Origin of the sequence: Pseudobutyrivibrio sp. UC1225, from assembly GCF_900115215.1 — a bacterium.
In the GTDB taxonomy this organism is placed as follows: domain Bacteria; phylum Bacillota; class Clostridia; order Lachnospirales; family Lachnospiraceae; genus Pseudobutyrivibrio.
Genome location: NZ_FOVQ01000011.1, coordinates 21,390 through 43,613 on the forward strand (window position 1 = coordinate 21,390; position 22,224 = coordinate 43,613).

A 22,224-nucleotide genomic window follows, 5' to 3' on the forward strand; every position below is an offset into this window, starting at 1 on the left:
CTAATTACCTTTCAAATACTGCTTTAACCCCTCAAGGTTACGAATGGCTTCTGCCCTTCCCATTTCGTATACTCTCTGGAGCTCTTCAGGCTTCTTCTCGGTAGGATTAATGTTTGGTGCCTCCGATGGCCTGATAACAAAAACTTCTCCCGCCTGTTCCTTCTGTCTTACGTATTCCTTTTCCTCGTTGTACATAATATGGCGGTTTCTCATGGTCTCCACCATGTTGGGATATTTGCCAAGCATAAGCTTAACAAGTCCCATATACTTCTGCGGCTTCTTAACAAAATCAGCAGGCTGGGTTTCAATCACAAGGATTCTATCACATTTTTCGCTTTCCATAAACCTCAAAGGTATAGAATCTGCCATTCCACCATCAAGATACAGGCCGCCGTCGATTTCTACAGGACGGGCAAACATTGGCATAGACGCAGATGCACGTATCCATTTGATGTCGATTCCATCACGGGTTTCATCTCTGTTGATACAATTATGATAAACCGCCTTACCTGTGTTTATATCTGTGGCAACGCAGTAAAAGTCCATAGGATTGTTGTAGAAGGTATCCAAATCCCACACATCAAGCTCATATGGCAGAGTGCCATAGCAAAATGGAACATTATAAAGGTCACCTGTCTTTATGAGCGACCTAACACTGCAATATCGCTTATCGTTACAGTAAACCTTATTGTATCTCAGTGGACGGCCTATCTGCTTTGATTTGAAATTAATTCCAAAAGTTGCACCAGCAGAAACTCCCACTGCACTGTCAAACTCAATTCCATTTTCAAGTAATACATCAATAACACCGCAGGTGAAGATTCCGCGCATTGCTCCACCTTCCATAACAAGTCCCTTTTTCATTATGCCTAAACCTCCAAAAAGAGGGACCTTCTCTGGTCCCTCAGCCATTACCTATTATTCGAAGTAGAAATCAATCTGTCCCATTCCATTATCAACATTTGCTTTGATAAGTGGCTGTGACATATCCTGTGAGCACTCACCATGCATATTGATTCTCCCCATTCCATTATCACAATTAAAGGATACTCTGAACTCCTTTGGGAAATAAACTGAAAGACTTCCCAAACCATTGTCAATATCAAGCTCTGCTCCATCTGGATCAACTGTTGTTCCATTGAAGTAAACTGTCAACTGACCAAGTGCATTGTCGATAGTACCCTTTTTCATATCATTAATCTTGATGTACTGTGTCTTTGAACCAAGGCTATTATCTAAGTCGAAAGTTCCCTCATCTTCCCAGTACTCTGCGTTTCCACATACATCTACTGTACGTTCCTTGCCATTATGGATAACGTTTATGTGATGTGGCTTGTGACCAAAGATAGTAGAAAGTCCAATTCCAATCAATATAACCGCAATCATAATGATAGCATAGTGTACGTCGCCTAAAAGTAGCTCTTCTCTGAATAAACATGCGACCACACCAACTGGAATTGCCATTCCAACAAAGCTCCTCTCAAGAAGCTGCTCTCCGAAGAATAACGCCATAATGATGCATACTGCAATCTTTACCATAGGCATGTCTGTGAAAATGTTTGATTTGCTAAGTAATAAACATACCGCAAATGCGATAAGTGCCAAACCTCTAATTGCATTTCTAATTGTTTTCTTTGTCATCTCTTTATCCTCTTTTCATCCATTATTTCAATAAGTGCCTTAATGTACTTTCGCGATGCATAAGCTTTCTTTGTGGAATTCCTGAAGGAGATTTCGCTTGCACCTGTAATGTTCTTTTTTATGGAAGCTATCAACTCCGTATTTACGATAGTTGATTTTGATACCCGAAGGAATTCCCTCGGTAACAATTCTTCCAACTCATATAGCTTTTGTCTTACCCTGTAGATGGATTTACCAGTGTGGATTGATATGTAGTTTCCATCAGCCTCAACAAATATTATTGATTTGACCTCCACGTAATATTCCGTGTCATCAATGTAGGCTGATATTTTCTGTGCCCCCATCTGTCCCCCAGACAACAGTCGCTGCAGCTGTAATATCTCCTCTGTTATCTCTCGGCAGTGAATAGTTATCATGTCCTGCTGTAAAGACTCATCTACGTCAATATTTATCTTCATAACTATTGGCGCCTCCTATGTTTTATATTCTACACATCTTTTTTCCCCACACAACAATTTGGGATAAGAGGTAATTATTTTAATATCAAAGGTAATAATTCTATTTGCAAAAGGAACAGCCATAAATATGACTGTTCCTAACTTACTAATATGAATTTACTTTAATCAGGTAGTTGTGATAGCCGCCATAGTAGCTATTCTCAAGCTGTAATTCCACATCACCCAGCTGTAAAAGCTTATAAAGGTTGATTGGTGTGCCAGCAAAATCATAGCTCTGATACTCAAACTGACCAATGTAAATGTACTGAATATTATATTTCTTAATCAATTCCCTTGTTGTATCCAGATCGGAGCCTGTATAAATTTCACGGATATCAGCTGCACGAGCCTCGACAGCTTCCTGGCTGAATCTCCAAAGCCACTCATGGGCATACCAACCTAAAACTGTAGGACAACCTGAAGCCACAGACATTCTACCTGCGTCAGTATAAGCATCTCCATAGTTTTCTAAAACTACAGGAGGCTTATCATAATCAAGGCTATTCAAGTAATCTACAACCTGTAAGTCCTCTACAAACTGTGGATTGTTCTGCATAAAGGCAGTAGCATTTAATGTTCTTTGTCTTGAGCCGTCGAAGATATTTCCAAACCAATCGTGACAGCTTACAAAGTAATATGACATGCAGACAAGTGTAGGTACCAGAAGCACACATGCCAAAATCTTTTTAACCTTAGTCTTCTTGAAGGTAAAAAGTGATATCAGGGCATAGCCTGTGATTATTCCAAACATAATACAAGACTGATATGTCAGCTTGAAGGTAGTGTTTGCTCTGGCGTAATCAATGTTATAAATATCTTTTACATAAATAATCTCTGGAATAAGAATTAATCCTATTGAGCAGCAAGTAAAAAGCATCACAATAAGATCTGCAATATTCGCATTTACGATAATTCTTCCAAGAACATTTACCTTCTTATCCTGAGACTTATCCTCATCATTTAAGTAATCCTTGATAGCAAATACCAGACAGATAACTGCTGTCGCAACTGGTAAGAGCCAGAGAACAAGTAGCTGATGAAACAAGGTGTGATTCTCACAAAGGAAAATACCACCTTCCATCTTTGTAAAATTCAGCTTGAATGGAAGAATAACAATATTAGCAATCGCCATAATAAATGCGATTTGAATTACTGAGAATAATGTGCTCTTCTTTGTAAATCCATAGACCTTAAAATCCACGAATAAAACAGCAAGAGCTGAAATCATCATGTAAATAGCATAATCCCAGTAGTTATTTCCCTGGAAGAAGCCTGTGAAAAATCCGCAGAGGAGTACTGTAGGATTAAGCGCCTTAAGGATGAAATCCTTTGGTGTGAAATCAAGTTCAAGCTTCTGATTCTTACCCTTCTTATCTGCCAGCTGTGTAGCAAAGGCAATGATAATTCCAATGATTGTAAGCACGAACATGATATTAATAACATGTGCATGCAAATCGCCAATTACAAATGAATATGATGGAGTCTCTGTGATGGTTTTATCCATTCTCTCAGGCACATAACCAACATATCTTGTACTCTCAGGGAACCAGTACGAATACTCTGTATTTCCAATAATCGCATTATAAGCGTTTAATACAATTCCAAAGACGATAAAGTGAGCACTTCCTTCAAAGCACACTCCAGCGCCACCAAGTAAGCCACCAATAATTCCATGAACCTTCTTAAAGCCTGCACCAAACTTTGTCTGAATAAGCTTGTAAGTACATGAGAATGCCTCTACAAATGCCATAGAGCATACTGTGTAGAACATGATATTGTAGCTGAATCTTACATCATTAAAGGAAAGCTGATTGATGAAAGCTGCAAAATACTGTCCAAGGTAGTAGTAGTTGAGATTCTCGTTTGCAAACCAGATATCCTCTACTGGGAAATAGGTGAGTTTAGTCATGGTATTCATGAAACCATAATCCATGAATTTCTCAGTACCATATGCATCTGGCTTAAAAGATTTCATGTAAAGCAAGCATGTAAGAAGCAATAGGAACATTAGCTCCTCAGCTATCATGAGCTTTAGGTTATCCTTATCTACGGAAACAGCGTTGTCACTTTTCTTGTCTTGCAGGATTGATACTGTCGAAATAATCACAGCCAAAAGAACTGTGACAAAGGCACAGTTTATTGGTGTAAACTTTAACAGCTTAAGATTTGACAGCCAGAATACAACCATTCCAGAAATAGATACACCTATTACCTTTGAAAAGATGTAACCTCTGTCAGTGAAGTTCTTGAAGATTTTTTTAGTCAATGAAAAAAAGCCTATACCAACTATCAACAGGGCAAAATACCACTTATAGATGTATACGCTTTCTTCCTTAAATAGAAGACCAATCATGCCAAGAAGAATTATGAAAATAGCACTTTCTGACACGTAGTCCTTATAATTAAATTTCTTGTTCAAAACATTAATCCCCCAATCGTATGTTATCCATACTCATCTCCCCGCATTCGTCAATTATATCGTAAAATGAAGGGAATTCCTAGGGAAAAACTAAAAATATTACAAATTTATTACCTGTATTCTATTAATTCTACAGACAGCTCTGGGCTTTTCTTGCAAGTTCAAGCTCACATTTCATTCTTCGATTAAGAATTTCCTTCTGCTGGAAAATAAGCTTTTCCACTGCATCGTCAGACCCTGCCATCTTCTTCATGGTCTCCACAGATTCAATCATGTTCTCATACTGTGAAACCTTATTCTTATACTCGCTCATAAGCATAGATGGTATATTGGCTGTCTTAAATAAAACATCCACTCGCTCATGAACCTGCATAACCTGCTTATTTAAATCTTGTAATTCTTTATCCATTTTTACTACCCCTCTTAAATTAACCCATTAGCTGCATTCCATAAGAAAATGCATTTGGAAACATAAAATCCTTCTCTACACCTGATTCAAATTGTACTGAAAACTTCTCTGGCTGTCCATCATCAGAAAGAACTACATCAGTAATTGTCCCTTTTCCATATTTCTTTTGGAAAACCACCTGACCTATTATAAGCCTGTCAGGAGCACCTTCCTTTCCTTGGATTGTGGTCTTAGGCTGTTTGAAATATGATGTAACCTTTGTTGCTGAGTAGGACACCTTGTTTTCTATTTCGGCTTTCTTGGTCTCAGGCTTTAGTTCATTTATAAAAGTTGAATTCCTGTTTTCATATTTGAAGATTGTAAGTTTATCTTTTGCTCTGGTCATACCAACATAAAAGATTCTGCGTTCTTCCTCGTAATCCCTCTTCTCCTGAGGTGTAGCTTTTGTATTAGCTCTTAGTACTTTGTTTGGAAATACACCGTTAATTACATCCATCAAGATTACCGAATCATACTCTAATCCCTTGCTGGAATGAATCGTGGAAAGAATGAATTTTGTGCTACTATCATTCTTCTTTTCCATAAGAATCCTTCTAAGCTCATTTAATCTGTTTAGGAAGGATGGAATATCTTTTTCTTTTTTAGCCAGCATCTTTAGGATGAAGATTTTGTTGGTATCTATGTTGTTGGAATTAAGATAATCTCCATATCCCATGAAATTCTCTATGCGATTTATGGCCTTATATGGTGTCTCATCCACCATGTTTCTATAGTGTGTTCTTAGGGATTTACAGTTACCCAAAACATGTCCGTTGAGATTTAACAATTCTATAGCATCAAGAATTCCAGAATGATTTCTCTCTGCCAGCGCACACATTTCTATAGCGTCCTTTTTGCTGAGATACAACTGGAACTTGAAATATATCTTCATAAACAGCTCTGCATCCATCGGCACGAAGGCAAACTGAAGCATATTGATGATATCGATTACCACCCTGTTTGTGAAAAATGCCATGTCTACATTTTTGATGTTATAAGGCACTGACTGTCTTTCCAACATATCCACAAGAGGAAGCACACTTTCATTGTCTCGATATAAGACAGCTGTCTTCGTTGTTACGTTTTCCGCCACCTTAACCAGATAGCTGTACTGCTTTTCTCTGTCCATCTTCACAAAGCTAATATCGCTCTTGGCATCCTTTGTGGCACAGATATGCTTTTTATGTCTGTCTTTATTGTGTTGGATAAAGATATCAGCAGCCTCTACAATCTTTGCATTAGAACGATAATTCTTATCCATCACCAGAACTTTTGCACCTACATGATTTCTTTCAAAATTCAACAGTGCCTCTGGATAAGCTGCTCTAAATCCATAGATACTCTGATCCTCATCTCCAACCATAAAAAGATTTCCGCTTTCACCTGAAAGTAATGATATTATCATGTGCTGAATCTTTGAAGTATCCTGAGCCTCATCCACGCAAATAAATTTGTACAGATTTCTATAGTAGTTGAGCACCACAGGTGCGCCCTTCAGGATTCTGTATGCATACAGCATCTGGTCATCATAATCCATCAGGCTGTGATTCTTCAGCTCGTTATTGTACGCCTCATAAATCTTGCGAAGATTTATATCCTCATCTTTGCCAAGCTTATCAATCTCGTCACCTGTAAGATACATATTCTTGCAGTAGGTTATAAGAGTGCGGATATTCTTTATATCACTCTCTGTAGGATATTCCCCTTCCACATTTAGATATATGCTTGAAAGGAGTCTGATTATCTCCTTCTCGTCCGTCAAAAGCTCAAAGGAATTCTTTCCAATCATTCTGCCATAGTAGGCAATGACCTTGGAACAAATTCCATTTATGGTTCTGAATTCTAATCTATCCGAAAGGTCTGGTCCAAATATTTTTTCAAATCTGTTGGCCATGTCCTTTGTGGCTGCCACTGTGTAGGTCAAAGTCAAAATATTCTCCGGGGCTATTCCCTTACAATAAATCATGTATCCAAGGCGGTTCACCAAAACTGTGGTCTTACCACTTCCCGGAACAGCCAAAAGCAGCACGGGCCCTTCGACGGTCCGTACTGCTTCCATTTGTTGCTCATTTAATTGTGATGTGTATAACTCAATAAATTGTTTTTCTAACATTAATTCTTTCTTGCTCTTTCATCCCAAACGCTTACATCCATACCGATAACGTCAGATGTGAATGGGGTTCCATCCTCTTTCTCGTAATGGAGCTGGGCTTTTTTTACATACTTAAATCCAATGTATAAAAGAGGAATGTTGCAGTATGCAATCAAGATATTAGCAAAATCTGATAAATCCCACAATGCCCCTAAATCCATTCCAACGATAGATGTAAGCATTCCGAAGCAAATTACAAGGATATCCAGCACTCTGATTACATTGATAAATGTCTTGCTACGGTTGATTCTGTTAGCACAAATCTCTGAGAAGGACATAAATCCAAGGAGACATGTAAAGGCAAACAAACCAAAGCAAAGAGATATCAGCAATGTAACCACGTTATTAAATGCTGTGCCTGGTGTAAGCTCTGCTGCAGATGCCAAATACTTTGGAAGCTTTCCAAGCTCAAACCAAGCTGCTCCATTATCTGTAAGCCATACGCGGCCCATAATAACTACAAAACCTGTTAGTGTACAAATTACAATTGTATCAAGGAAAACGCCGATAGCCTGTACGCAACCCTGATCACATGGATGGTCTGCATCTGATGCAGCTGCTGGCATTGTGATGGTACCTTGACCAGCTTCATTAGACATAAGTCCTCGCTTAACCCCCTGCATTAATGCGATACCAAATGCACCACCAAATACTGCTTCTGGCTTAAAAGCCTCTGTAAATACAGCATAGAAGAACCAAGGAATTCTTGTGATATTAATAACTATAAGCACAAGTACTGTAAGCACATATACAATTGCCATAACAGGTACAAGAATATCTGTTACATGAGAAATCTTCTTTGTTCCACCAAAGGAAACCGCGATTGTTGCAATGATTACGATTACAAAACCAATCCAATAAACCGCATGTGTGGTTGGAAGCTCTGTTCCACTTACTATGCTGGCAATCTGTCCCATTGCAGATACCGTGTTAAAGCCCTGTGCTGGGAAGCAAAGCAGCGCATAAATGATATACATAAGTGAAAGTACAACACCTACGATTGCAGAATTTTTTAGAAGTCTTCTGCCGTAGAAGGCCATACCACCGATATATTCATCATCTTTTTTCTCTTTAAAAATCTGGGAAAGTGTAGACTCTACAAATGCTGTAGACATTCCGAAGAATGCAGAAATCCACATCCACAGCAATGCACCTGGGCCGCCTACTGATACAGCGCCTGTTACGCCAAGGATGTTACCAGGGCCTACTCGCATTGCTGTGGATAGGAAAAATGATGCAAGCGGAGAAATACCTGTCTTCGCTTTACTGTTCTTTAAAACCTCTATTCCCCTCTTAAACTTTCGAACCTGAATAAAACGAAGTCTTATAGAGAAATAGATTCCAGAGCCAATTAATAAAATAATAGCCAGTGAGAAATTTCCAAGGATTGGAATATTGGCATACCAATCAAAATTAGTTGGAAAATCCCAAAATAAATCTGAAACTACCTGAATCTTACCACATACTGCTGTAATAAAGCTTAATAGTGCATCCATAACTTTCTCCCTTCGTTAGAATCGTTTTCTAACTACAGTATACCCTATTAAGCTTCAAGTTCTATAAAAATTTTACAGCTGTGCCATAGGCAAGAACCTCTGCTGCGCCCTGCATTACGCTTGAGCCTGAATAACGGACACCAATAATAGCGTCTGCGCCAAGCTGCTCAGCTTCATCTACCATACGCTTTGTGGCGATTTGTCTTGCCTCTGTAAGCATCTCTGTGTAGCCAGCAAGCTCTCCACCTACAATAGTCTTCATACCAGCCATAAAATCTCTTCCGATATTCTTTGACTGTACAATTGTACCCTTTACCAATCCTAATACTTCGTATTCCTGTCCTGGAATGTTTTCAATACTTATTAGCTTCATTTTGTTCTCCTCCATCTATTTCTTTTAATCTTTGTGATAATGCCAAGCTGACTCCAATGATTGCTGCTGCGCACAGTCCTATCATAAGAATTATGAAAAACATTGGGGTCTCTGGGTCTGTTATCTTTCCAAGCACCATTAATGCAATAAACGCAATCATAATAATTATGAATACTGATGCTGCAATCTTTGGGCCTCGTTTAGCTTTCTTTACATCAATCTTATTGATATCCATAAAGCTTACGCCTCCCTTCTCAAGGCGTTTCATATCATCCAGATATTTTTCTACATCCATATCCTCCAGCTCATCATTTGCGTCTATGATTTCCTGACAAAGCTGAGAGAGAATGTCCATGTCTTTTTGTCTTTTGGCAAATTCTTGTTTCTGCTTTTGTAAGCAATCATCTAATGAGATTTCCTTTACTTGAAGCTTTCGGATTTCTTCGATTGGTACCTCAAGTCTTCTAAGGAGTTTGATTTGGTTTAGAACTTTTACATCCTCCAAGGAGTACTCTCTGTAACCATTCTCTGAATTTCTTTTGGGTGTAATTAAGCCTTGGTCTTCATAAAATCTTATGTTCTTTTTTGTGATTCCCACAAGCTCTTCTACCTGGTTGATCTTCATTAAAACGCCCTCACTATCGATTGTCCTTTAAAAGATTTGGCCTTATCTTTGCCTAAAATATAAACCTTCCACAAGATGGAAGGTCAATAGTTTTCTATATTTTTTATAAAATAAATTCCATAATACGTTCTTTTGTCTTCATTCCAAGGCCTTCATAGAAAGCTTCAGCTCTATCGTTGCCTGTCCACACCGCTAAGGTCACTTCATAACAACCCATTCTCTTTGCTTCTTTTTTGACATGTTCAAATAGGGCTCTACCCACATGCTGACCTCTGGCTTTTTCATCTACACACAAATCATCGATATAAAGTTGCTTAAACTTAACCTTGTTTGTGGCATCTTCCGGTGTCTCTTTTATCTCACAGATGGCATAGCCCAACACGTTATCATTTTCATCTGCGGCAACATATATAGGTTTACTCTCTACACAAAGCATTTCCTTCACATCATCAAAAGAGTACTTTGTTGTGCCTGAAATAAAAATGTCTGGTCTGATTTTTGCATGGACTTCCAGTACCTGCTGCAATAAGTCTATAATCTTTGGAATGTCTTTTTCCTGAGCTAATCTGATTGTCATTTGTTTTACCTTTCTAGCTTATGATGTCAGCCACCTTGATATTTGCAATTTTTATCAGGTCAGCTGGTGCCAATTCGATTTGTGCTCCCACCTTTCCTGCGCTGACAAATACCTTTTCGTAATTTTCTGCGGTCATATGTATGAAAGTTGCGAACTGCTTTTTCATACCGATTGGTGAGCAACCTCCGTGTACATAGCCTGTGAGTCCCAGTAAGTCCTTCTGCTTAATCATGCTGATTGATTTCTCACCAGCTGCCTTAGCTGCTTTCTTCAAATCAAGCTCTGCTTCTACTGGAACTACAAAAACATAGTAAGTTCCAGTCTTGCCCTGTGTTACAAGTGTTTTGAAAACCTTCTCTGTGTCCTCACCTAGGATTCCTGCGATTTGTTCACCTGTAAGTGTTGAATCCGCCTCATAAGTGTGGCTTTCATACTTTATCTTCTTTGAGTCCAGGACTCGCATTACATTTGTCTTATCATTGTTTTTCATTTACTTATTACCTTCTAATTCCTTCATGAAATCTGCTATGATTTCATTTATTTCTTCTGGCCTGTCTGTATTTGAATTATGACCAGCTCCCTCAATCCAGTGGATTGGAAGACCAGTCTTCTTGTGCCATGCTTTATTATACCTTATACAAGAGCCAGCGTGGTCCTTTGTTCCACAAATTAGTCTGGCGGGACACTTGATTTCATAAGGAAGCGCTTCCTCTACAGCCTCCACAAGAATCTTGTAGCCACCTCCCGCAAGCTTTGCATATCTGTCCTTATCTCCATCGTAGGTCATCATGAATTCTTTCATGAGGGCTCTTCCATATTCTGATGTGGCTACATAATCTGTGCCCTGTCTTAGAAGAGTCTTCCATGGATAATAGCGATATACTGGCTCCATCCTATGAAGCAACCAAAGCTCTATTTTTGTATAATACTGAATTTGAAGTGGTGCTGAATCTACAGAAATAAAACCCTTTAGCTTTTCCGGAAAAAGCTGTCCATACATCTGGCCCAGGTATCCACCCATGGACTGGCCTATTATTACTGGATTATCAAAACCATTTTCTTTAAGGATTTCATCTACCCATATTGCCTTATCCTTTAGTGAAAAGGTCATCTCAAACGGATATGAGGTGTCGTGTCCTGGTGCATCCCACACAAACACAGGATACTTCCCTTCAAACTCCTGAAGCTGCTTTTCAAATAATCTGTGTGCAGCTGTTAATCCTGGTAGGAAAACCAGCTGATATTGTGGATTAGCGCCTTCTGTATTTATCCAGTAGTGGATATCTCCCTTTGGTGTTTTGTAGATTTTTTCTGTCATGTCTTCTCCCTGTCTATGGTCTGTTGATACTTATCTTATTCTATGCTATTTATCCAGTTCCAATCGCATTAAAACCAGCTCCTGCCACTTACCAGCTCTTGTTTTAAAGCCTCTTGGATTCCTGCCATATTCTATAAAGCCATGCTTTTTGTAAAGATTTTGGGCGGCTTCGTTGTCGGCTACTACATCTAACTCAAGCTGTAAGTATCCCGCTTCTTTTGCAGCTTCTACGCACATAGCTGTCAGCTCATTTCCAATTCCAAGACTCCAGTAGTCCTTCATGACAGTGATTCCAAACTCAGCTCTGTGTCTGGTCTTGTCCCTGTCCTGAACCATATGTATCCCTGCACTACCAATAAGCTTGCCCTCAACGATAGCAACTATCTCGATGTTATGCTCACTTTCCTTTTGTGACTTTAATCGCACTGACACTATTGACTCATTATGCTCTGTCTCATCAGGGTATGTGGTCAGAAACTCTGTCTCCCCATGAGATATATCAAAATATCTAAGAAAATCCTCTGCATCTTCTGGCTCTGCATTCCTTAGTACGCATTCTCTTCCATCTTTTAGTTGAATTGCTTTGTATGTAATCAAGGTTTCCTCCTTTGGTCTACTCTTCTATAAGCTTCTTCGCCTTTTCATAGTCAGCTCTACTCACATAAACTCTATATAGAAATGTCAGATTTCCTACAGCCTGACCACCAGTATAAACGCCACCTCGACCGATACTAGAAGTCATTGATGTATGTAAAACCATATCAAAATTAGACTGGTTCCTCTTGGTTCGTGTCTCATAGCTTATGTTATTAGCTTTTAAAAGCTCCGTTATTCTTGATATTTCCATAGATGAATAGTCTTCATATAGCTTCTTTCTGTTGAATAGTGTGAGCATAATAATTCTCCTTTATTCACTAATACTATTTATCCATTCAGTTTTTAGCTCTTCATATGATTGGCCCCACCATTCTTCATAGGAAGCGTCTGAAGTAATAAATGTAAACAATTCCTTTTTGCTTTTCTTATCTATTAAATACTCCACAAAGCTCATAGCCTCTGTATATGATAAATCTACTCCAGTGTACGTTGTATTAGGCCCCAAATTGACTCCTACCTTAACCTTTAGTTTTGGATAATCAGACACATCTTTCCCCTGATATAGTCTGTCTACAACATAATCATAGTATAGTCTTACTACATTAGAATCATTACCATTCTTTTTACTGTAGTATTCTTTAAAATCTCCGTTATCGTAATCCTCATCATTAGCGAATCCTCTTATATACTCAACCATATACTCTTCTGGATAGAGAACATAAGCTACGTAGTCGCAAAAACCTTCTTCTAGCCAGTATTTATTCATATCCTCATAATCTTGGAAAAAACCATGCATCAACTCATGCTCAAGAGTGCGAACCCCATAGTCATTAAGGGTTATATCGATTTGCCCATTTTCTATATGTGCATAGCTTCTACCACCTTTATTTTCAATATGATATGTGATGTTATCCACATCGCTACCATACATAGACTTATTTATCCCCGCTTCAGCTAAGTATTCCTTTAATTTATCCTTTATTTCAGCCTCAATTCTTATTAACTCTATTACTTTCCTATAGGCATCCTCATCAAGTAATTTATTGCTTATAGAAAATTTAGAGGTGTTTGTTTTGAAAATATAGTTATTGTCTCCATCTATATAAAGTTCTGTTTTTTCAATAATGTCGCGTTCCTCTGTATTGAAATCTTCTATTGGAAATAATGTCGGTTGTTCTGCATTTTCTACATTGAATATGCTTTTGTAATCATTAAAAGTCCTTGCGCACTGTCCTCTTCCTGAGATAAGTTGAACTAGATGGTACCTAAATGCTGAGTTTTCTATTATTTCCTTTGGTAAAAAAAGTGCATCCCCGTCTATTACAGGTCCCACCAATCTATTGTCATCTACAACATAAACCTTTATTTTTTCTTCAGCAACATCAACATTATAGAAATCTATAATCTGCTTTTTAGCATCATCAAACTCTTTTACTAACTTAGACGCTTCTGGCTCATCAATAATTGCTTGTTCAAAACTATATGTAGCTCCATTATATTCAGCTGTAATAATATCAAACACACCTGAATAACTATATTCCCTCTTATATAAATCCTTAGAGAATTCAATAGTATTCTTCCTATACTTACATCCACCAAATACTATCATAATCAGTAAAGTCATTGTACACAGCCAGTATTTTTTCCTCATTTTCTTCTCCAGTACCCTCATCTAATGCAACACAATCTCCTAATTATGAGTAAAATAATTACTCAAATTATAGCAATCATGAAATGTTTTGCAAACAAAAAAGCACTACAAACAAATTTGTAGTGCTTCATAAATCAAGCTCTTATTATTCTTATTGATTCTAATATAGTCTGATGCTTAATCTCAGTAGCATTAAACTTCACTGTAAAGAATGCAAACTGCATAATAGGCCCCATTCCAAAAGCACAAATAATTGTACCTATTCCAACAGGTCCTCCAAGAAGCCATCCTACTACAGTAGCTGTAGCAAGTAGCATAATGCTTACTATGCCAATAGATACATGCTTAGTTCTTCTTGTTAACCCTATAAGAAGAGTATCACGAGGGCCACATCCTAAGGATGCACTCATATATGTGTACTGGGTATATCCCATTACAAAGAGTCCTAAAATCATTACTGGTATCGCAATGAAGATAGAATCACATTTCTCTACTAAATTAATCTTATTGAAGAAATCTACCGACTTTCCAACAACAATAGAATCTATTATCATAGCGATTCCGATAGGCTCTTTCATTAAAATATCTATTCCGAGAATCGAAAAAGATACTATGATAGCTGCTGTGCCATAAAGAATCCCGAATGTATTAGATAATCCAAGATTAAGAACATCCCAAGGTGATGCTCCAATATTAGCCTGAATGGTAAGATAAACTCCAAACCCATTAATGAATAAGCTTGCTGTCGCCAGCAGCATATTTAAAATTATCTTCTTTATTGAGTCATTGTCTTTATTCTTTTGAAACACTTTTGGTACCTCTAGAATTATTGCTATTACTATTCATCACCCATTCGGAAAATCGCAGCTTCGCTGCTTTTCTTTTCCTCATGTGTGGTTCTCACCAAATATAAACAGTGATATAAAAAGCATGCAGCCATATAAAATAAAGTTTCTTCCATGCCTATGATTCCATTCTGTGACACTAGTTAATTCATCTTCGCTTGGTGGTTTTTCTCCAGTGTTAATTGATACTGGCTTTTTACTTTTGTACTGTTGAATCCCCAATATAATAAATATAAGCGAAACAAAAAATGATATTGCTAAATACATAATTGTACCTGCCATATCTAATTCTCCCATTGACACACAAACAATTGTTCTCTATAATGCTTTTTAGTGCTACCATTTACGGTAGGCGGTTGGTCCTTCTCTCGGAGGACTGTGACCTCCGTTTATATAGAGATTCCGATCCCTCTTTGAGGGAAATCTTTACAGGAGGACTTGTGCGTATGCTTACAATCACGGACTTAATCGCAGTCTTAGGACTGTGTGCGACTTTCTATAGTCTTGGGTACGTGCGCGGAAAGCATGATTCCAAGACACAAAAATAACCGCCGAGCCTAGGAAACTGAGCGGTTATTTTCTAATCGTTTTATACTAGGGCTAACCGTCTATCGGTAGCACTCTTTGTATATAAATATTAACATCTATAGCTTATTTCGTCAAATATCATTGACGGGCGTCCCGCCCGCCATCATGTGGACTGATTTTTCACTCCAATATGATGAGGTAAATCCCCATTCGCCGGTGGACCAGAGCCTTACGGATAATCCTTGTAAATATTTACAAATTTATTTTATCAATCCCTATAACATATTACAACTATATGTTTCTTAATATTAAAGAACAGAACTCTGGCCCTTCGCTAAATCCAGCGATGGGTCGAGTTCTATCTTTACTAAAGAATACCATACAATAGATATTTGTCAAACTATAAAAAAGCCCTCCGAGGAAATCCTCGAAGGGCATAATTTTATAATTTGGGTTGGGCTGTTCGCTCGTTATTACTCGATGATTGTAGCAACACGACCAGAACCTACTGTTCTACCACCCTCACGATTCATACTTACGTTTATCGTAGTTATAATCGTTGATTTTACAGTGTTTCTTTTGATGTGATTATCTATATTCGCATCATTATTTGTTGTTTTTGAAGTTTTTGGTACCAGAATGGTACCAAGTCCTATTTTTCTTCTTTCTTAGGACTATAATTCTTACATGCTTCTTCTAATAGCTTAAAGTCGCAACTATTCTTGAGCAACTCAGTGTCTAAGCCAGCTAGAACCTTATCATATGTTTTCTTTGCTCTCTTTTGAGCTTGAACTAAGAGTTTCTTACATGCTTTATACTCTTTCTGAAGCATTACCTTTTCTTGTTCAGTAAACATGGAATCTTTAAAATCCAGTGGTATCAAACACTGCTTTGGAATAGGTATCATAAAGTTAAATCTCATTGAGCCTCTAGCTACAAGCTTTTTATGATCTTCAATTTTTATGATGATATTATCCTCTTGTGACTTTTTGTAAGACGATATTGGAACATAATAGTCTATGTCATCAATTTTTAAAACCACACCATATACAAACTTACTAGAGTTTGCATACCTAACATTAGGAACAGTCGTAAATCCTCTAGCATTAATTTCTACTTCTTTTAAATAATTGATGTAATCTTCATCAACATAATAAAATGATATTTTCATATATTTCTCCCTAGATAAAATTAAGGCAAGCCGAAGCTCGCCTTAATCTTGATTACATTCGCTCGCTCTTATAGGGGCGAAACCCTAATAAAGTCGTTCGCACATTGTGGGGGCGAAACCCCAATAAAGTCGTTCGCACATTGTGGGGGCGAAACCCCAATAGATGTGTAATCGCATCATCTGAGTACATTTTAACAAGATTTTTAAACTTGTCAACAACTATTTTCCATAGACAGCTTTTACGTAAGCCCAGTATTTTTCCACTTATGATATTTAAAGCTCCGATATATACTATTACACATACATTTGTGAAACAGGTTTAATATTCTATTATTTCTGTTTTATAATCCGAATAACCACTACCCTTAAATGACACCGACACATGTGAGTCATCTATCCATTCGACTTTATAATCTGCATCTTTCCCATAAAGGCTTGGTCCATCATCTTCCCAAAATACTACACCTGTATCCTTAGAATTAAATAAAGAATACCTTACATAAACATGGCTATATGAATCAAACCCAAATCCAACATTTTTAGCATAAAGCTGTACACCATTTGGAGATTTTGGCGAAAGATAATGAACATCTCCATAAATAACAAAGTAGAATAAGAAGGTACCCGTTAATACTACTGCTACAATTACAGATATTATTGATGAAATCTGTTTCCCGCCATCAGTAATATCCACCTTATTTTTTATTTTTCTACCCAGCTTAAAACCTACATAATGTCCTAATAACACTTGTATATTGGGAATAAGCCACAAGACAACTTCATCATTTTTTACTGAAATCATATAAACTATTATAGAAAACAGAACAATCTCATAGGCAAATGAAGTATGATTGCAGGCTAGAACAATTTGCTGAATCATCGTAATTGCACACATAAGCAAAAAACTATAGAATAATGACAACATAATCAAATAAATAAAACCGTCCCAATCCTTTAGTGTCATTCCATATATTATTAATCCATAAGGTAAACAGTAAATAATTCTCCAGATATTCTTCATGTTGCATTTACTCCCTATCATTTCATGACATCAAGTACACCGTAATATGTTTCTATTGTGCTTTTATCTGCAATCATATCTTCAGAAAAATCCTCTGGCGCATATCTTAATAAATAATAATCCATGTCATGATAAATATAATAAATATTACGTAGAGCGCCAACACTATGAGACTCTTTTATTTCATTGTAGTAACCAATGAGCTTCTGTATTTCTGCTGAAAAATCTGCGTTATTAATAGTTTCCTGTAACGCTTGAAGTTTTTCTATATAGGCATCTGCATTGTACTCTTTTGATGTTACTACTGGTTCTCCATACTTTTCCCCATACTCAGTTTCATCCATTTCATGGTAGGTTGCCTCTTTTTCATCAGGATCATAAGCATATCCTATCAAAACTTCTTCACCAGTTTCATCATATAAGTTCCAAATTAATGCATCAGGGTCTTCGTACTTTTCAAATTCTCCGTCATAAACATATTCCTGTTCTAGAGATAGATTTTGCGCAGCAATCCAACTTGTTAAATCCGATATTTCCTCATCAGTCATTCCTTCTAAACACTTTTTCCTTATAGTAAGTACTTTGTCTTTTGAAGGTATCAATGAATCATTTTTTTCTTCAGTTGTTAATTCTTTTTCTTCTGAGGTTGTAGGAGTGGATTCAACTTTATTTAAACCACAGCCTTGTAGTATGATTACACTTGCCAAGATAAGTATAATTGTCTTTTTCATTTTCTCTATTCCTCTTAGTGCTTATCTAATTGAGATAGTAACTGTAGATTAGCCCTCTCATACTCATTAAAAACAGAATCGTCAAAATCTTCAGCTTCTACAGTTGGCACATACCATAGCTGCCCCATAAAGAAATCATATAAATCTAGGTCTGTAAAAATGTATCCATGTCGAGCATATATTTCATTTTTAGCTATGTTAATAATAATCCATGGAGCATCTGAAAAATCAGAAGTATCATAATATCTCTTATCTGTATCGTAAATAGGATAACAATATACGGCTATATCGGTGCATTCACGAACCTGCTCCATATATGCAATATAATCCTTATAAAAGAAACAGCTATCTCTAAATTGTGCTCTTTTTTCCAGCTCCTCATGTATCTGATCGTCATCCCAATCTTCACTGTATTTCTTCAAATTATAAGGATTTTTATTAGATTCATCTAATCTAATAAAATCATAACTTCCATAAATCCCATAACCAACCACATTACTATCAGGCATTACATAATCTTTAACTTCAACATGTATTTTTTCATCTGCCAAAGAAATGATAAGAGTTCCACTTCCATCCCAACCATCATCAGTATAATAATAGCTACATTGACCGTCTACTATCGTTCCAGATATGTTTTCAATTTCAGCATCACGACCACTTAATGACTGACGAGTATAAATATTGCCTTCAAGATTGTTTCCATCGCTTATTTTTATATCAAGACATGCTCCAGAATCTCTTAATGGTGCACCATCTAACGTCCAACTACCTTCATAGTTCGAATAATCTTCTGGAGAAATCGTATAATTTTCTTCATCCTCATTAGCTTCTATGTCAATATTATCTGTAGACTGAGTGATTTGTTCTTCAGAATTTTGTGTTGTAGGCTCTTCGCTTTTTGCACATCCTACAAGTCCAATAATAGAAGTTAGTGATAACACCATCATTATTTGCTTTACATATCTAGTCTTCAATTTCAACTAATCCGTCCTTATTCTTTGTTAGTATTGTATCTTCAAACACAGCCACTTTCGCTGTGTCATCAGCAAGCTTTGTTATTTCATCTGTGTTAATGAGATTGATTTTATAAAACTCATCTTCCCCTTGAACCGAAGCACCAATATATGCATAAGACTTATTCCAACCCCATACTTCAACCATATCTGCTTCTAACTGATTAATGTCAGCTATAGTATGTCCTTCATAAATCACCTTTTCGTTGGCTTCATCTGTCTCAACAGCAGGTGTTTCCTTGACTATCTCAACTTCATCTGCATTCACCTTCTGAGGCTTATCCGGTGTTGAAATATCATATACTTCATATTGGTCTTCATTATCTGTAGCCGCAACTAAATAATGGCCTGATGTAATAATCGAATGTACCTGATTATCAAAGCTCATCAATTCATCGAATTCATCAGTATTCTCATCATAAACAAACAGTCCAAATCCATTTGAATCTGCTTCGTCACATTCCAATGTATAAATGGTTCCTTCACACACTACAAAATCATATGGATTAATAAGATTTTCAGTTACAACCACATTAGAATCGGTCTTCTGATCATATTTCCATAGTTTCTTATCAGCAAAATAATAGATTCCAGTGCTATCTTCCTTTGCCCAATAATAAGATATCGCCGGAATGGTAACTTGTTGTTTTTCAATTTTTACTTCTGGTAATTCTTTTATATTTTCTGGTACGTCATTTTTTGATGTACTACACCCACAAAATACAGATATTACAAGTGTCATAATAGCTGTATTTTTTATTAATCTTCTTCTCATTATTTCTCCCAATTTTTCATTCATAAAATTTTGCGCAGTATACTATTTTAGTGTAAAATTGGGCTGATGTCTATTAATTATAACTTTATTAAAGAAAAGACTCTCTACCAAAAATGGATAGCCCTATTTTCTTATACTAAAAGAGCGCGAGACAGGACTCGAATATTGGGCGTATTCGAAAACACTAGTAAAAAGGAGGCTTGCAGGACTGTCATTTTTATCTGTACCCTTTTTGTACCACTATATCGAATCCTTATATAAAGGTATTATCAATAATAATTTAGTCCAAACAAACAATATCTTTTGTACGTCAAAATCTTTTAATTTAACTTGCTAAGCAAAATTAGAAATCTTTGGAGAGCATTCAGTGCTCTCCTCTTTTTTTGCATTTCATATAGTTATCAATCTCCCAATCAAGTATAATTGAACTCAACAAATCGGGAGTTATAGAGGTGACCATGATATTAAGGATAACCAGTTATAGTGATTTGGATAAAAGAAAGCTGATGGACATTTATGCCGAAAGCAACCTTGAAAATACAGAATACTTTTATCCGGATGAAACAGATAAGAAAGCAGCTCTCAACAAAGTTGAGTCTGGATTTCTGGATTTCTTAAAAGAGGAGTTTTTTAAGCAGACTAAAGCTACTTATTGGGTCTTTGAGAAAGATGGGATGTGGGTCTGTGCGTTAAGAACCTGTGAAATACAACCCGGACTGTATTATCTTGAGGCACTTGAAACGAACCCGGGCTGCAGGAAAAACGGATATGGATCTTTTCTTTTGTCAGGTGTCTTAGAAATCATGAAAGCAGATGGATCATTCCGGCTTTGCGATTGTGTCAGCAAGAAGAATACCGCATCTTTAAAAACGCATGAAAAATGCGGCTTTCAAATAGTTTCAGAAGAAGGATACGATTATCTGAACGATGAAGCGGATAAGCATGATTTTGGATTAGAATTTAGGTATTTGGGAGAATGACAACTTCAAATTTGTCTGACTAAGCAAACATATAAAAAGGAGCTGGTTTTAGCTCCTTTAATTTTGCCTACTATTTCCAGTACTAAATGCAATAGAGTATATAGTTTTGCTTTTACCTTTGAAAACTTGCATTAAGTTTACGAAATTTGCATTTACATAAGAAAGTTACTTATTGTATTATTTTGCTGTAAAATATATTACAAATTCTTTCGGTTAGAATTTGTAGATTCATACTATCCATGCTTATTGTAACTGAAATTAAACTATTTATATTTTATATATGAGGACAATAAATAATGAAGAAACAATTAACGATATTACTTGTAACCACGTTATCATTTTCATTGTTCACTGCATGTGATGGAAAAGAGGATGATTTTTCAGATAATATTCCAATCATTAATAGTTGCTCTTTTTATGGGAATAGCGACGGAAATGATTCTTCTCAAACAATTCCTTTTTCGTCCACTCACAAGATGAAATATACATTAAATGATTGCTATAAAAGAAATGATTATTATGAAGCTGTTTTTCGCTCTTATGATAATATTGTAGGATGTAGTGAATATTATGAAATAGAGCAAGTAAACTATACTTTTGATGAGTTGATGGAAAATAGGCCTGAACACTATCATTTCATTGTTATGGATACAGAAGGTCCTTGTTTGCCAGATTTTAACAATGATTGCAGCACGCTAGTTTTTGATGTTGAAACTGGAGATTATTGGGCTGGTACAGATAGTCAGAGTTTAAATATTTATGGTAAATGCCAAAACAAAGACTATGATGCTGACTCACAATTGATAAGTTACGTGGAAGGATACTGGGAATTTCCAAAATATGATAATTTCTACGAATATCTGGCATCAATGGATTGGTTAAGAGAGAGCGCAAAAGACATTGATAAATTATAGCCATGAGTATAGTTATTAAAAAGTCATTGATTATCCCCCTCGTAATTACTGATATCAACGTGAGCCATCAGCATCACCTAGTATTTTTAAAAATATTATGAAACTAAAAAGGAACATTTTAGTCAAGTGGTACATAATTCCACTCAGCATCTGGGTCATATGGTAATGTTTCCACCGGTGACGAAGAACTTACTATGTACTCTTCAGATGCTTCCTCTAGTGAATCATCTAATGCCTCCTCTTTTTCTTTCTCAAGAGCTTCATCAGGTTTTTGAATCTCTTCTGTCATATCATTTGAAGCATCTTCTATCTTAGCAGACTCTTTACTAGATGAGCAGCCAACTAAAACTGAAAAACTTAACGCACAGATTATCACTACAATATTTCGCTTCATAATGGAATCACCTCCGCTAGTACAAAAACAATTGACACTATGCTTTGCATTAAAT

The 22,224-nt window shown here is 36.6% G+C and carries 25 protein-coding genes; 2 read left to right on the forward strand and 23 right to left on the reverse strand.

Features of this window, described 5'->3' with window-relative positions:
- From BMZ41_RS12220 to BMZ41_RS12325, 22 genes are all read right to left on the reverse strand, one after another.
- Entirely contained in the window at window positions 1-864 is an 864-nt protein-coding gene (locus BMZ41_RS12220) for a patatin-like phospholipase family protein (protein WP_090530028.1), read from the reverse strand.
- A 54-nt stretch (window positions 865-918) separates the two neighbouring features.
- On the reverse strand, window positions 919-1,641 hold the full coding sequence (locus BMZ41_RS12225) for a LiaF transmembrane domain-containing protein (RefSeq protein WP_090530031.1): 723 nt from the start codon (window positions 1,639-1,641) through the stop codon (window positions 919-921).
- On the reverse strand, window positions 1,638-2,099 hold the full coding sequence (locus BMZ41_RS12230; RefSeq protein WP_090167898.1) for a LytTR family DNA-binding domain-containing protein: 462 nt from the start codon (window positions 2,097-2,099) through the stop codon (window positions 1,638-1,640). Before BMZ41_RS12230 ends, BMZ41_RS12225 begins: the two co-directional genes overlap by 4 nt.
- Window positions 2,100-2,244: 145 nt before the next feature.
- Window positions 2,245-4,557, reverse strand: a complete 2,313-nt coding sequence (locus BMZ41_RS12235) for a DUF2298 domain-containing protein (protein ID WP_090530034.1) — start codon at window positions 4,555-4,557, stop codon at window positions 2,245-2,247.
- 130 nt (window positions 4,558-4,687) lie between these two features.
- The gene (locus tag BMZ41_RS12240; protein WP_090167902.1) at window positions 4,688-4,966 is read right to left on the reverse strand and encodes a hypothetical protein; all 279 of its coding nucleotides are present in this window, start codon (window positions 4,964-4,966) and stop codon (window positions 4,688-4,690) included.
- A 19-nt stretch (window positions 4,967-4,985) separates the two neighbouring features.
- Window positions 4,986-7,118 (reverse strand): ATP-dependent helicase, encoded by a 2,133-nt coding sequence (locus BMZ41_RS12245; protein ID WP_090530037.1) that lies wholly within the window; start codon window positions 7,116-7,118, stop codon window positions 4,986-4,988.
- A complete protein-coding gene (locus tag BMZ41_RS12250; protein ID WP_090167907.1) occupies window positions 7,118-8,653 on the reverse strand; it encodes an alanine/glycine:cation symporter family protein in 1,536 nt (511 codons plus the stop codon). Before BMZ41_RS12250 ends, BMZ41_RS12245 begins: the two co-directional genes overlap by 1 nt.
- Window positions 8,654-8,714: 61 nt before the next feature.
- Window positions 8,715-9,026, reverse strand: a complete 312-nt coding sequence (locus tag BMZ41_RS12255) for a YbjQ family protein (protein WP_090167909.1) — start codon at window positions 9,024-9,026, stop codon at window positions 8,715-8,717.
- Window positions 9,007-9,651, reverse strand: a complete 645-nt coding sequence (locus tag BMZ41_RS12260; RefSeq protein WP_090530040.1) for a MerR family transcriptional regulator — start codon at window positions 9,649-9,651, stop codon at window positions 9,007-9,009. The genes BMZ41_RS12255 and BMZ41_RS12260 overlap by 20 nt, the downstream gene beginning before the upstream one ends.
- Window positions 9,652-9,754: 103 nt before the next feature.
- Window positions 9,755-10,228 carry a GNAT family N-acetyltransferase gene (locus BMZ41_RS12265; protein WP_090530043.1) on the reverse strand — a complete coding sequence of 158 codons (474 nt, stop codon included), beginning with the start codon at window positions 10,226-10,228 and terminating at the stop codon, window positions 9,755-9,757.
- Window positions 10,229-10,241: 13 nt separating this feature from the next.
- The gene (gene ybaK, locus BMZ41_RS12270; protein ID WP_090530046.1) at window positions 10,242-10,718 is read right to left on the reverse strand and encodes a Cys-tRNA(Pro) deacylase; all 477 of its coding nucleotides are present in this window, start codon (window positions 10,716-10,718) and stop codon (window positions 10,242-10,244) included.
- Window positions 10,719-11,546 carry an alpha/beta fold hydrolase gene (locus tag BMZ41_RS12275; RefSeq protein WP_090530050.1) on the reverse strand — a complete coding sequence of 276 codons (828 nt, stop codon included), beginning with the start codon at window positions 11,544-11,546 and terminating at the stop codon, window positions 10,719-10,721. It lies immediately after the preceding gene.
- Between the two features lie 45 nt (window positions 11,547-11,591).
- Window positions 11,592-12,143, reverse strand: a complete 552-nt coding sequence (locus BMZ41_RS12280) for a GNAT family N-acetyltransferase (RefSeq protein ID WP_242942062.1) — start codon at window positions 12,141-12,143, stop codon at window positions 11,592-11,594.
- A 16-nt stretch (window positions 12,144-12,159) separates the two neighbouring features.
- Window positions 12,160-12,441, reverse strand: coding sequence for a putative signal transducing protein (locus BMZ41_RS12285; protein WP_090167920.1), 282 nt, complete (start codon window positions 12,439-12,441; stop codon window positions 12,160-12,162).
- Window positions 12,442-12,453: 12 nt separating this feature from the next.
- Window positions 12,454-13,794: a hypothetical protein gene (locus BMZ41_RS12290; protein WP_090530053.1), complete on the reverse strand. Its 1,341-nt coding sequence runs from the start codon at window positions 13,792-13,794 to the stop codon at window positions 12,454-12,456.
- Window positions 13,795-13,928: 134 nt separating this feature from the next.
- Window positions 13,929-14,603 (reverse strand): YczE/YyaS/YitT family protein, encoded by a 675-nt coding sequence (locus BMZ41_RS12295; RefSeq protein ID WP_242942063.1) that lies wholly within the window; start codon window positions 14,601-14,603, stop codon window positions 13,929-13,931.
- Window positions 14,604-14,681: 78 nt separating this feature from the next.
- Window positions 14,682-14,921 carry a hypothetical protein gene (locus BMZ41_RS12300; protein ID WP_090167923.1) on the reverse strand — a complete coding sequence of 80 codons (240 nt, stop codon included), beginning with the start codon at window positions 14,919-14,921 and terminating at the stop codon, window positions 14,682-14,684.
- 898 nt (window positions 14,922-15,819) lie between these two features.
- The gene (locus tag BMZ41_RS12305; protein ID WP_090530056.1) at window positions 15,820-16,338 is read right to left on the reverse strand and encodes a type III toxin-antitoxin system ToxN/AbiQ family toxin; all 519 of its coding nucleotides are present in this window, start codon (window positions 16,336-16,338) and stop codon (window positions 15,820-15,822) included.
- A 319-nt stretch (window positions 16,339-16,657) separates the two neighbouring features.
- Window positions 16,658-17,359 (reverse strand): hypothetical protein, encoded by a 702-nt coding sequence (locus BMZ41_RS12310; protein ID WP_090530059.1) that lies wholly within the window; start codon window positions 17,357-17,359, stop codon window positions 16,658-16,660.
- A 17-nt stretch (window positions 17,360-17,376) separates the two neighbouring features.
- Window positions 17,377-18,090, reverse strand: coding sequence for a hypothetical protein (locus BMZ41_RS12315; RefSeq protein WP_090530063.1), 714 nt, complete (start codon window positions 18,088-18,090; stop codon window positions 17,377-17,379).
- Window positions 18,091-18,104: 14 nt separating this feature from the next.
- Complete coding sequence (locus tag BMZ41_RS12320; protein WP_143071350.1) at window positions 18,105-19,067, reverse strand: YARHG domain-containing protein; 963 nt, start codon at window positions 19,065-19,067, stop codon at window positions 18,105-18,107.
- Window positions 19,057-19,881 carry a hypothetical protein gene (locus tag BMZ41_RS12325; protein WP_090530068.1) on the reverse strand — a complete coding sequence of 275 codons (825 nt, stop codon included), beginning with the start codon at window positions 19,879-19,881 and terminating at the stop codon, window positions 19,057-19,059. Before BMZ41_RS12325 ends, BMZ41_RS12320 begins: the two co-directional genes overlap by 11 nt.
- A gap of 458 nt (window positions 19,882-20,339) precedes the next feature.
- Here BMZ41_RS12325 and BMZ41_RS12330 point away from each other — a divergent pair, with 458 nt between their 5' ends.
- Together BMZ41_RS12330 and BMZ41_RS12335 are read left to right on the forward strand one after the other, a co-directional pair.
- Window positions 20,340-20,861, forward strand: coding sequence for a GNAT family N-acetyltransferase (locus tag BMZ41_RS12330; RefSeq protein ID WP_090530071.1), 522 nt, complete (start codon window positions 20,340-20,342; stop codon window positions 20,859-20,861).
- Between the two features lie 296 nt (window positions 20,862-21,157).
- A complete protein-coding gene (locus BMZ41_RS12335) occupies window positions 21,158-21,775 on the forward strand; it encodes a hypothetical protein (protein ID WP_090530074.1) in 618 nt (205 codons plus the stop codon).
- A gap of 118 nt (window positions 21,776-21,893) precedes the next feature.
- Here BMZ41_RS12335 and BMZ41_RS12340 read toward each other — a convergent pair whose 3' ends face one another.
- Window positions 21,894-22,169: a hypothetical protein gene (locus tag BMZ41_RS12340; RefSeq protein WP_090530077.1), complete on the reverse strand. Its 276-nt coding sequence runs from the start codon at window positions 22,167-22,169 to the stop codon at window positions 21,894-21,896.
- Window positions 22,170-22,224 lie beyond the last annotated feature (55 nt).

Coding starts and splice junctions, on each gene's coding strand:
- BMZ41_RS12220 (WP_090530028.1), bottom strand. CDS start 864: ATGAAAAAGGGACTTGTTATGGAAGGTGGAGCAATGCGCGGAATCTTC.
- BMZ41_RS12225 (WP_090530031.1), bottom strand. CDS start 1,641: ATGACAAAGAAAACAATTAGAAATGCAATTAGAGGTTTGGCACTTATC.
- BMZ41_RS12230 (WP_090167898.1), bottom strand. CDS start 2,099: ATGAAGATAAATATTGACGTAGATGAGTCTTTACAGCAGGACATGATA.
- BMZ41_RS12240 (WP_090167902.1), bottom strand. CDS start 4,966: ATGGATAAAGAATTACAAGATTTAAATAAGCAGGTTATGCAGGTTCAT.
- BMZ41_RS12245 (WP_090530037.1), bottom strand. CDS start 7,118: ATGTTAGAAAAACAATTTATTGAGTTATACACATCACAATTAAATGAG.
- BMZ41_RS12250 (WP_090167907.1), bottom strand. CDS start 8,653: ATGGATGCACTATTAAGCTTTATTACAGCAGTATGTGGTAAGATTCAG.
- BMZ41_RS12255 (WP_090167909.1), bottom strand. CDS start 9,026: ATGAAGCTAATAAGTATTGAAAACATTCCAGGACAGGAATACGAAGTA.
- BMZ41_RS12260 (WP_090530040.1), bottom strand. CDS start 9,651: ATGAAGATCAACCAGGTAGAAGAGCTTGTGGGAATCACAAAAAAGAAC.
- BMZ41_RS12265 (WP_090530043.1), bottom strand. CDS start 10,228: ATGACAATCAGATTAGCTCAGGAAAAAGACATTCCAAAGATTATAGAC.
- ybaK (WP_090530046.1), bottom strand. CDS start 10,718: ATGAAAAACAATGATAAGACAAATGTAATGCGAGTCCTGGACTCAAAG.
- BMZ41_RS12275 (WP_090530050.1), bottom strand. CDS start 11,546: ATGACAGAAAAAATCTACAAAACACCAAAGGGAGATATCCACTACTGG.
- BMZ41_RS12285 (WP_090167920.1), bottom strand. CDS start 12,441: ATGCTCACACTATTCAACAGAAAGAAGCTATATGAAGACTATTCATCT.
- BMZ41_RS12290 (WP_090530053.1), bottom strand. CDS start 13,794: ATGAGGAAAAAATACTGGCTGTGTACAATGACTTTACTGATTATGATA.
- BMZ41_RS12300 (WP_090167923.1), bottom strand. CDS start 14,921: ATGGCAGGTACAATTATGTATTTAGCAATATCATTTTTTGTTTCGCTT.
- BMZ41_RS12305 (WP_090530056.1), bottom strand. CDS start 16,338: ATGAAAATATCATTTTATTATGTTGATGAAGATTACATCAATTATTTA.
- BMZ41_RS12310 (WP_090530059.1), bottom strand. CDS start 17,359: ATGAAGAATATCTGGAGAATTATTTACTGTTTACCTTATGGATTAATA.
- BMZ41_RS12315 (WP_090530063.1), bottom strand. CDS start 18,090: ATGAAAAAGACAATTATACTTATCTTGGCAAGTGTAATCATACTACAA.
- BMZ41_RS12325 (WP_090530068.1), bottom strand. CDS start 19,881: ATGAGAAGAAGATTAATAAAAAATACAGCTATTATGACACTTGTAATA.
- BMZ41_RS12330 (WP_090530071.1), top strand. CDS start 20,340: ATGATATTAAGGATAACCAGTTATAGTGATTTGGATAAAAGAAAGCTG.
- BMZ41_RS12335 (WP_090530074.1), top strand. CDS start 21,158: ATGAAGAAACAATTAACGATATTACTTGTAACCACGTTATCATTTTCA.
- BMZ41_RS12340 (WP_090530077.1), bottom strand. CDS start 22,169: ATGAAGCGAAATATTGTAGTGATAATCTGTGCGTTAAGTTTTTCAGTT.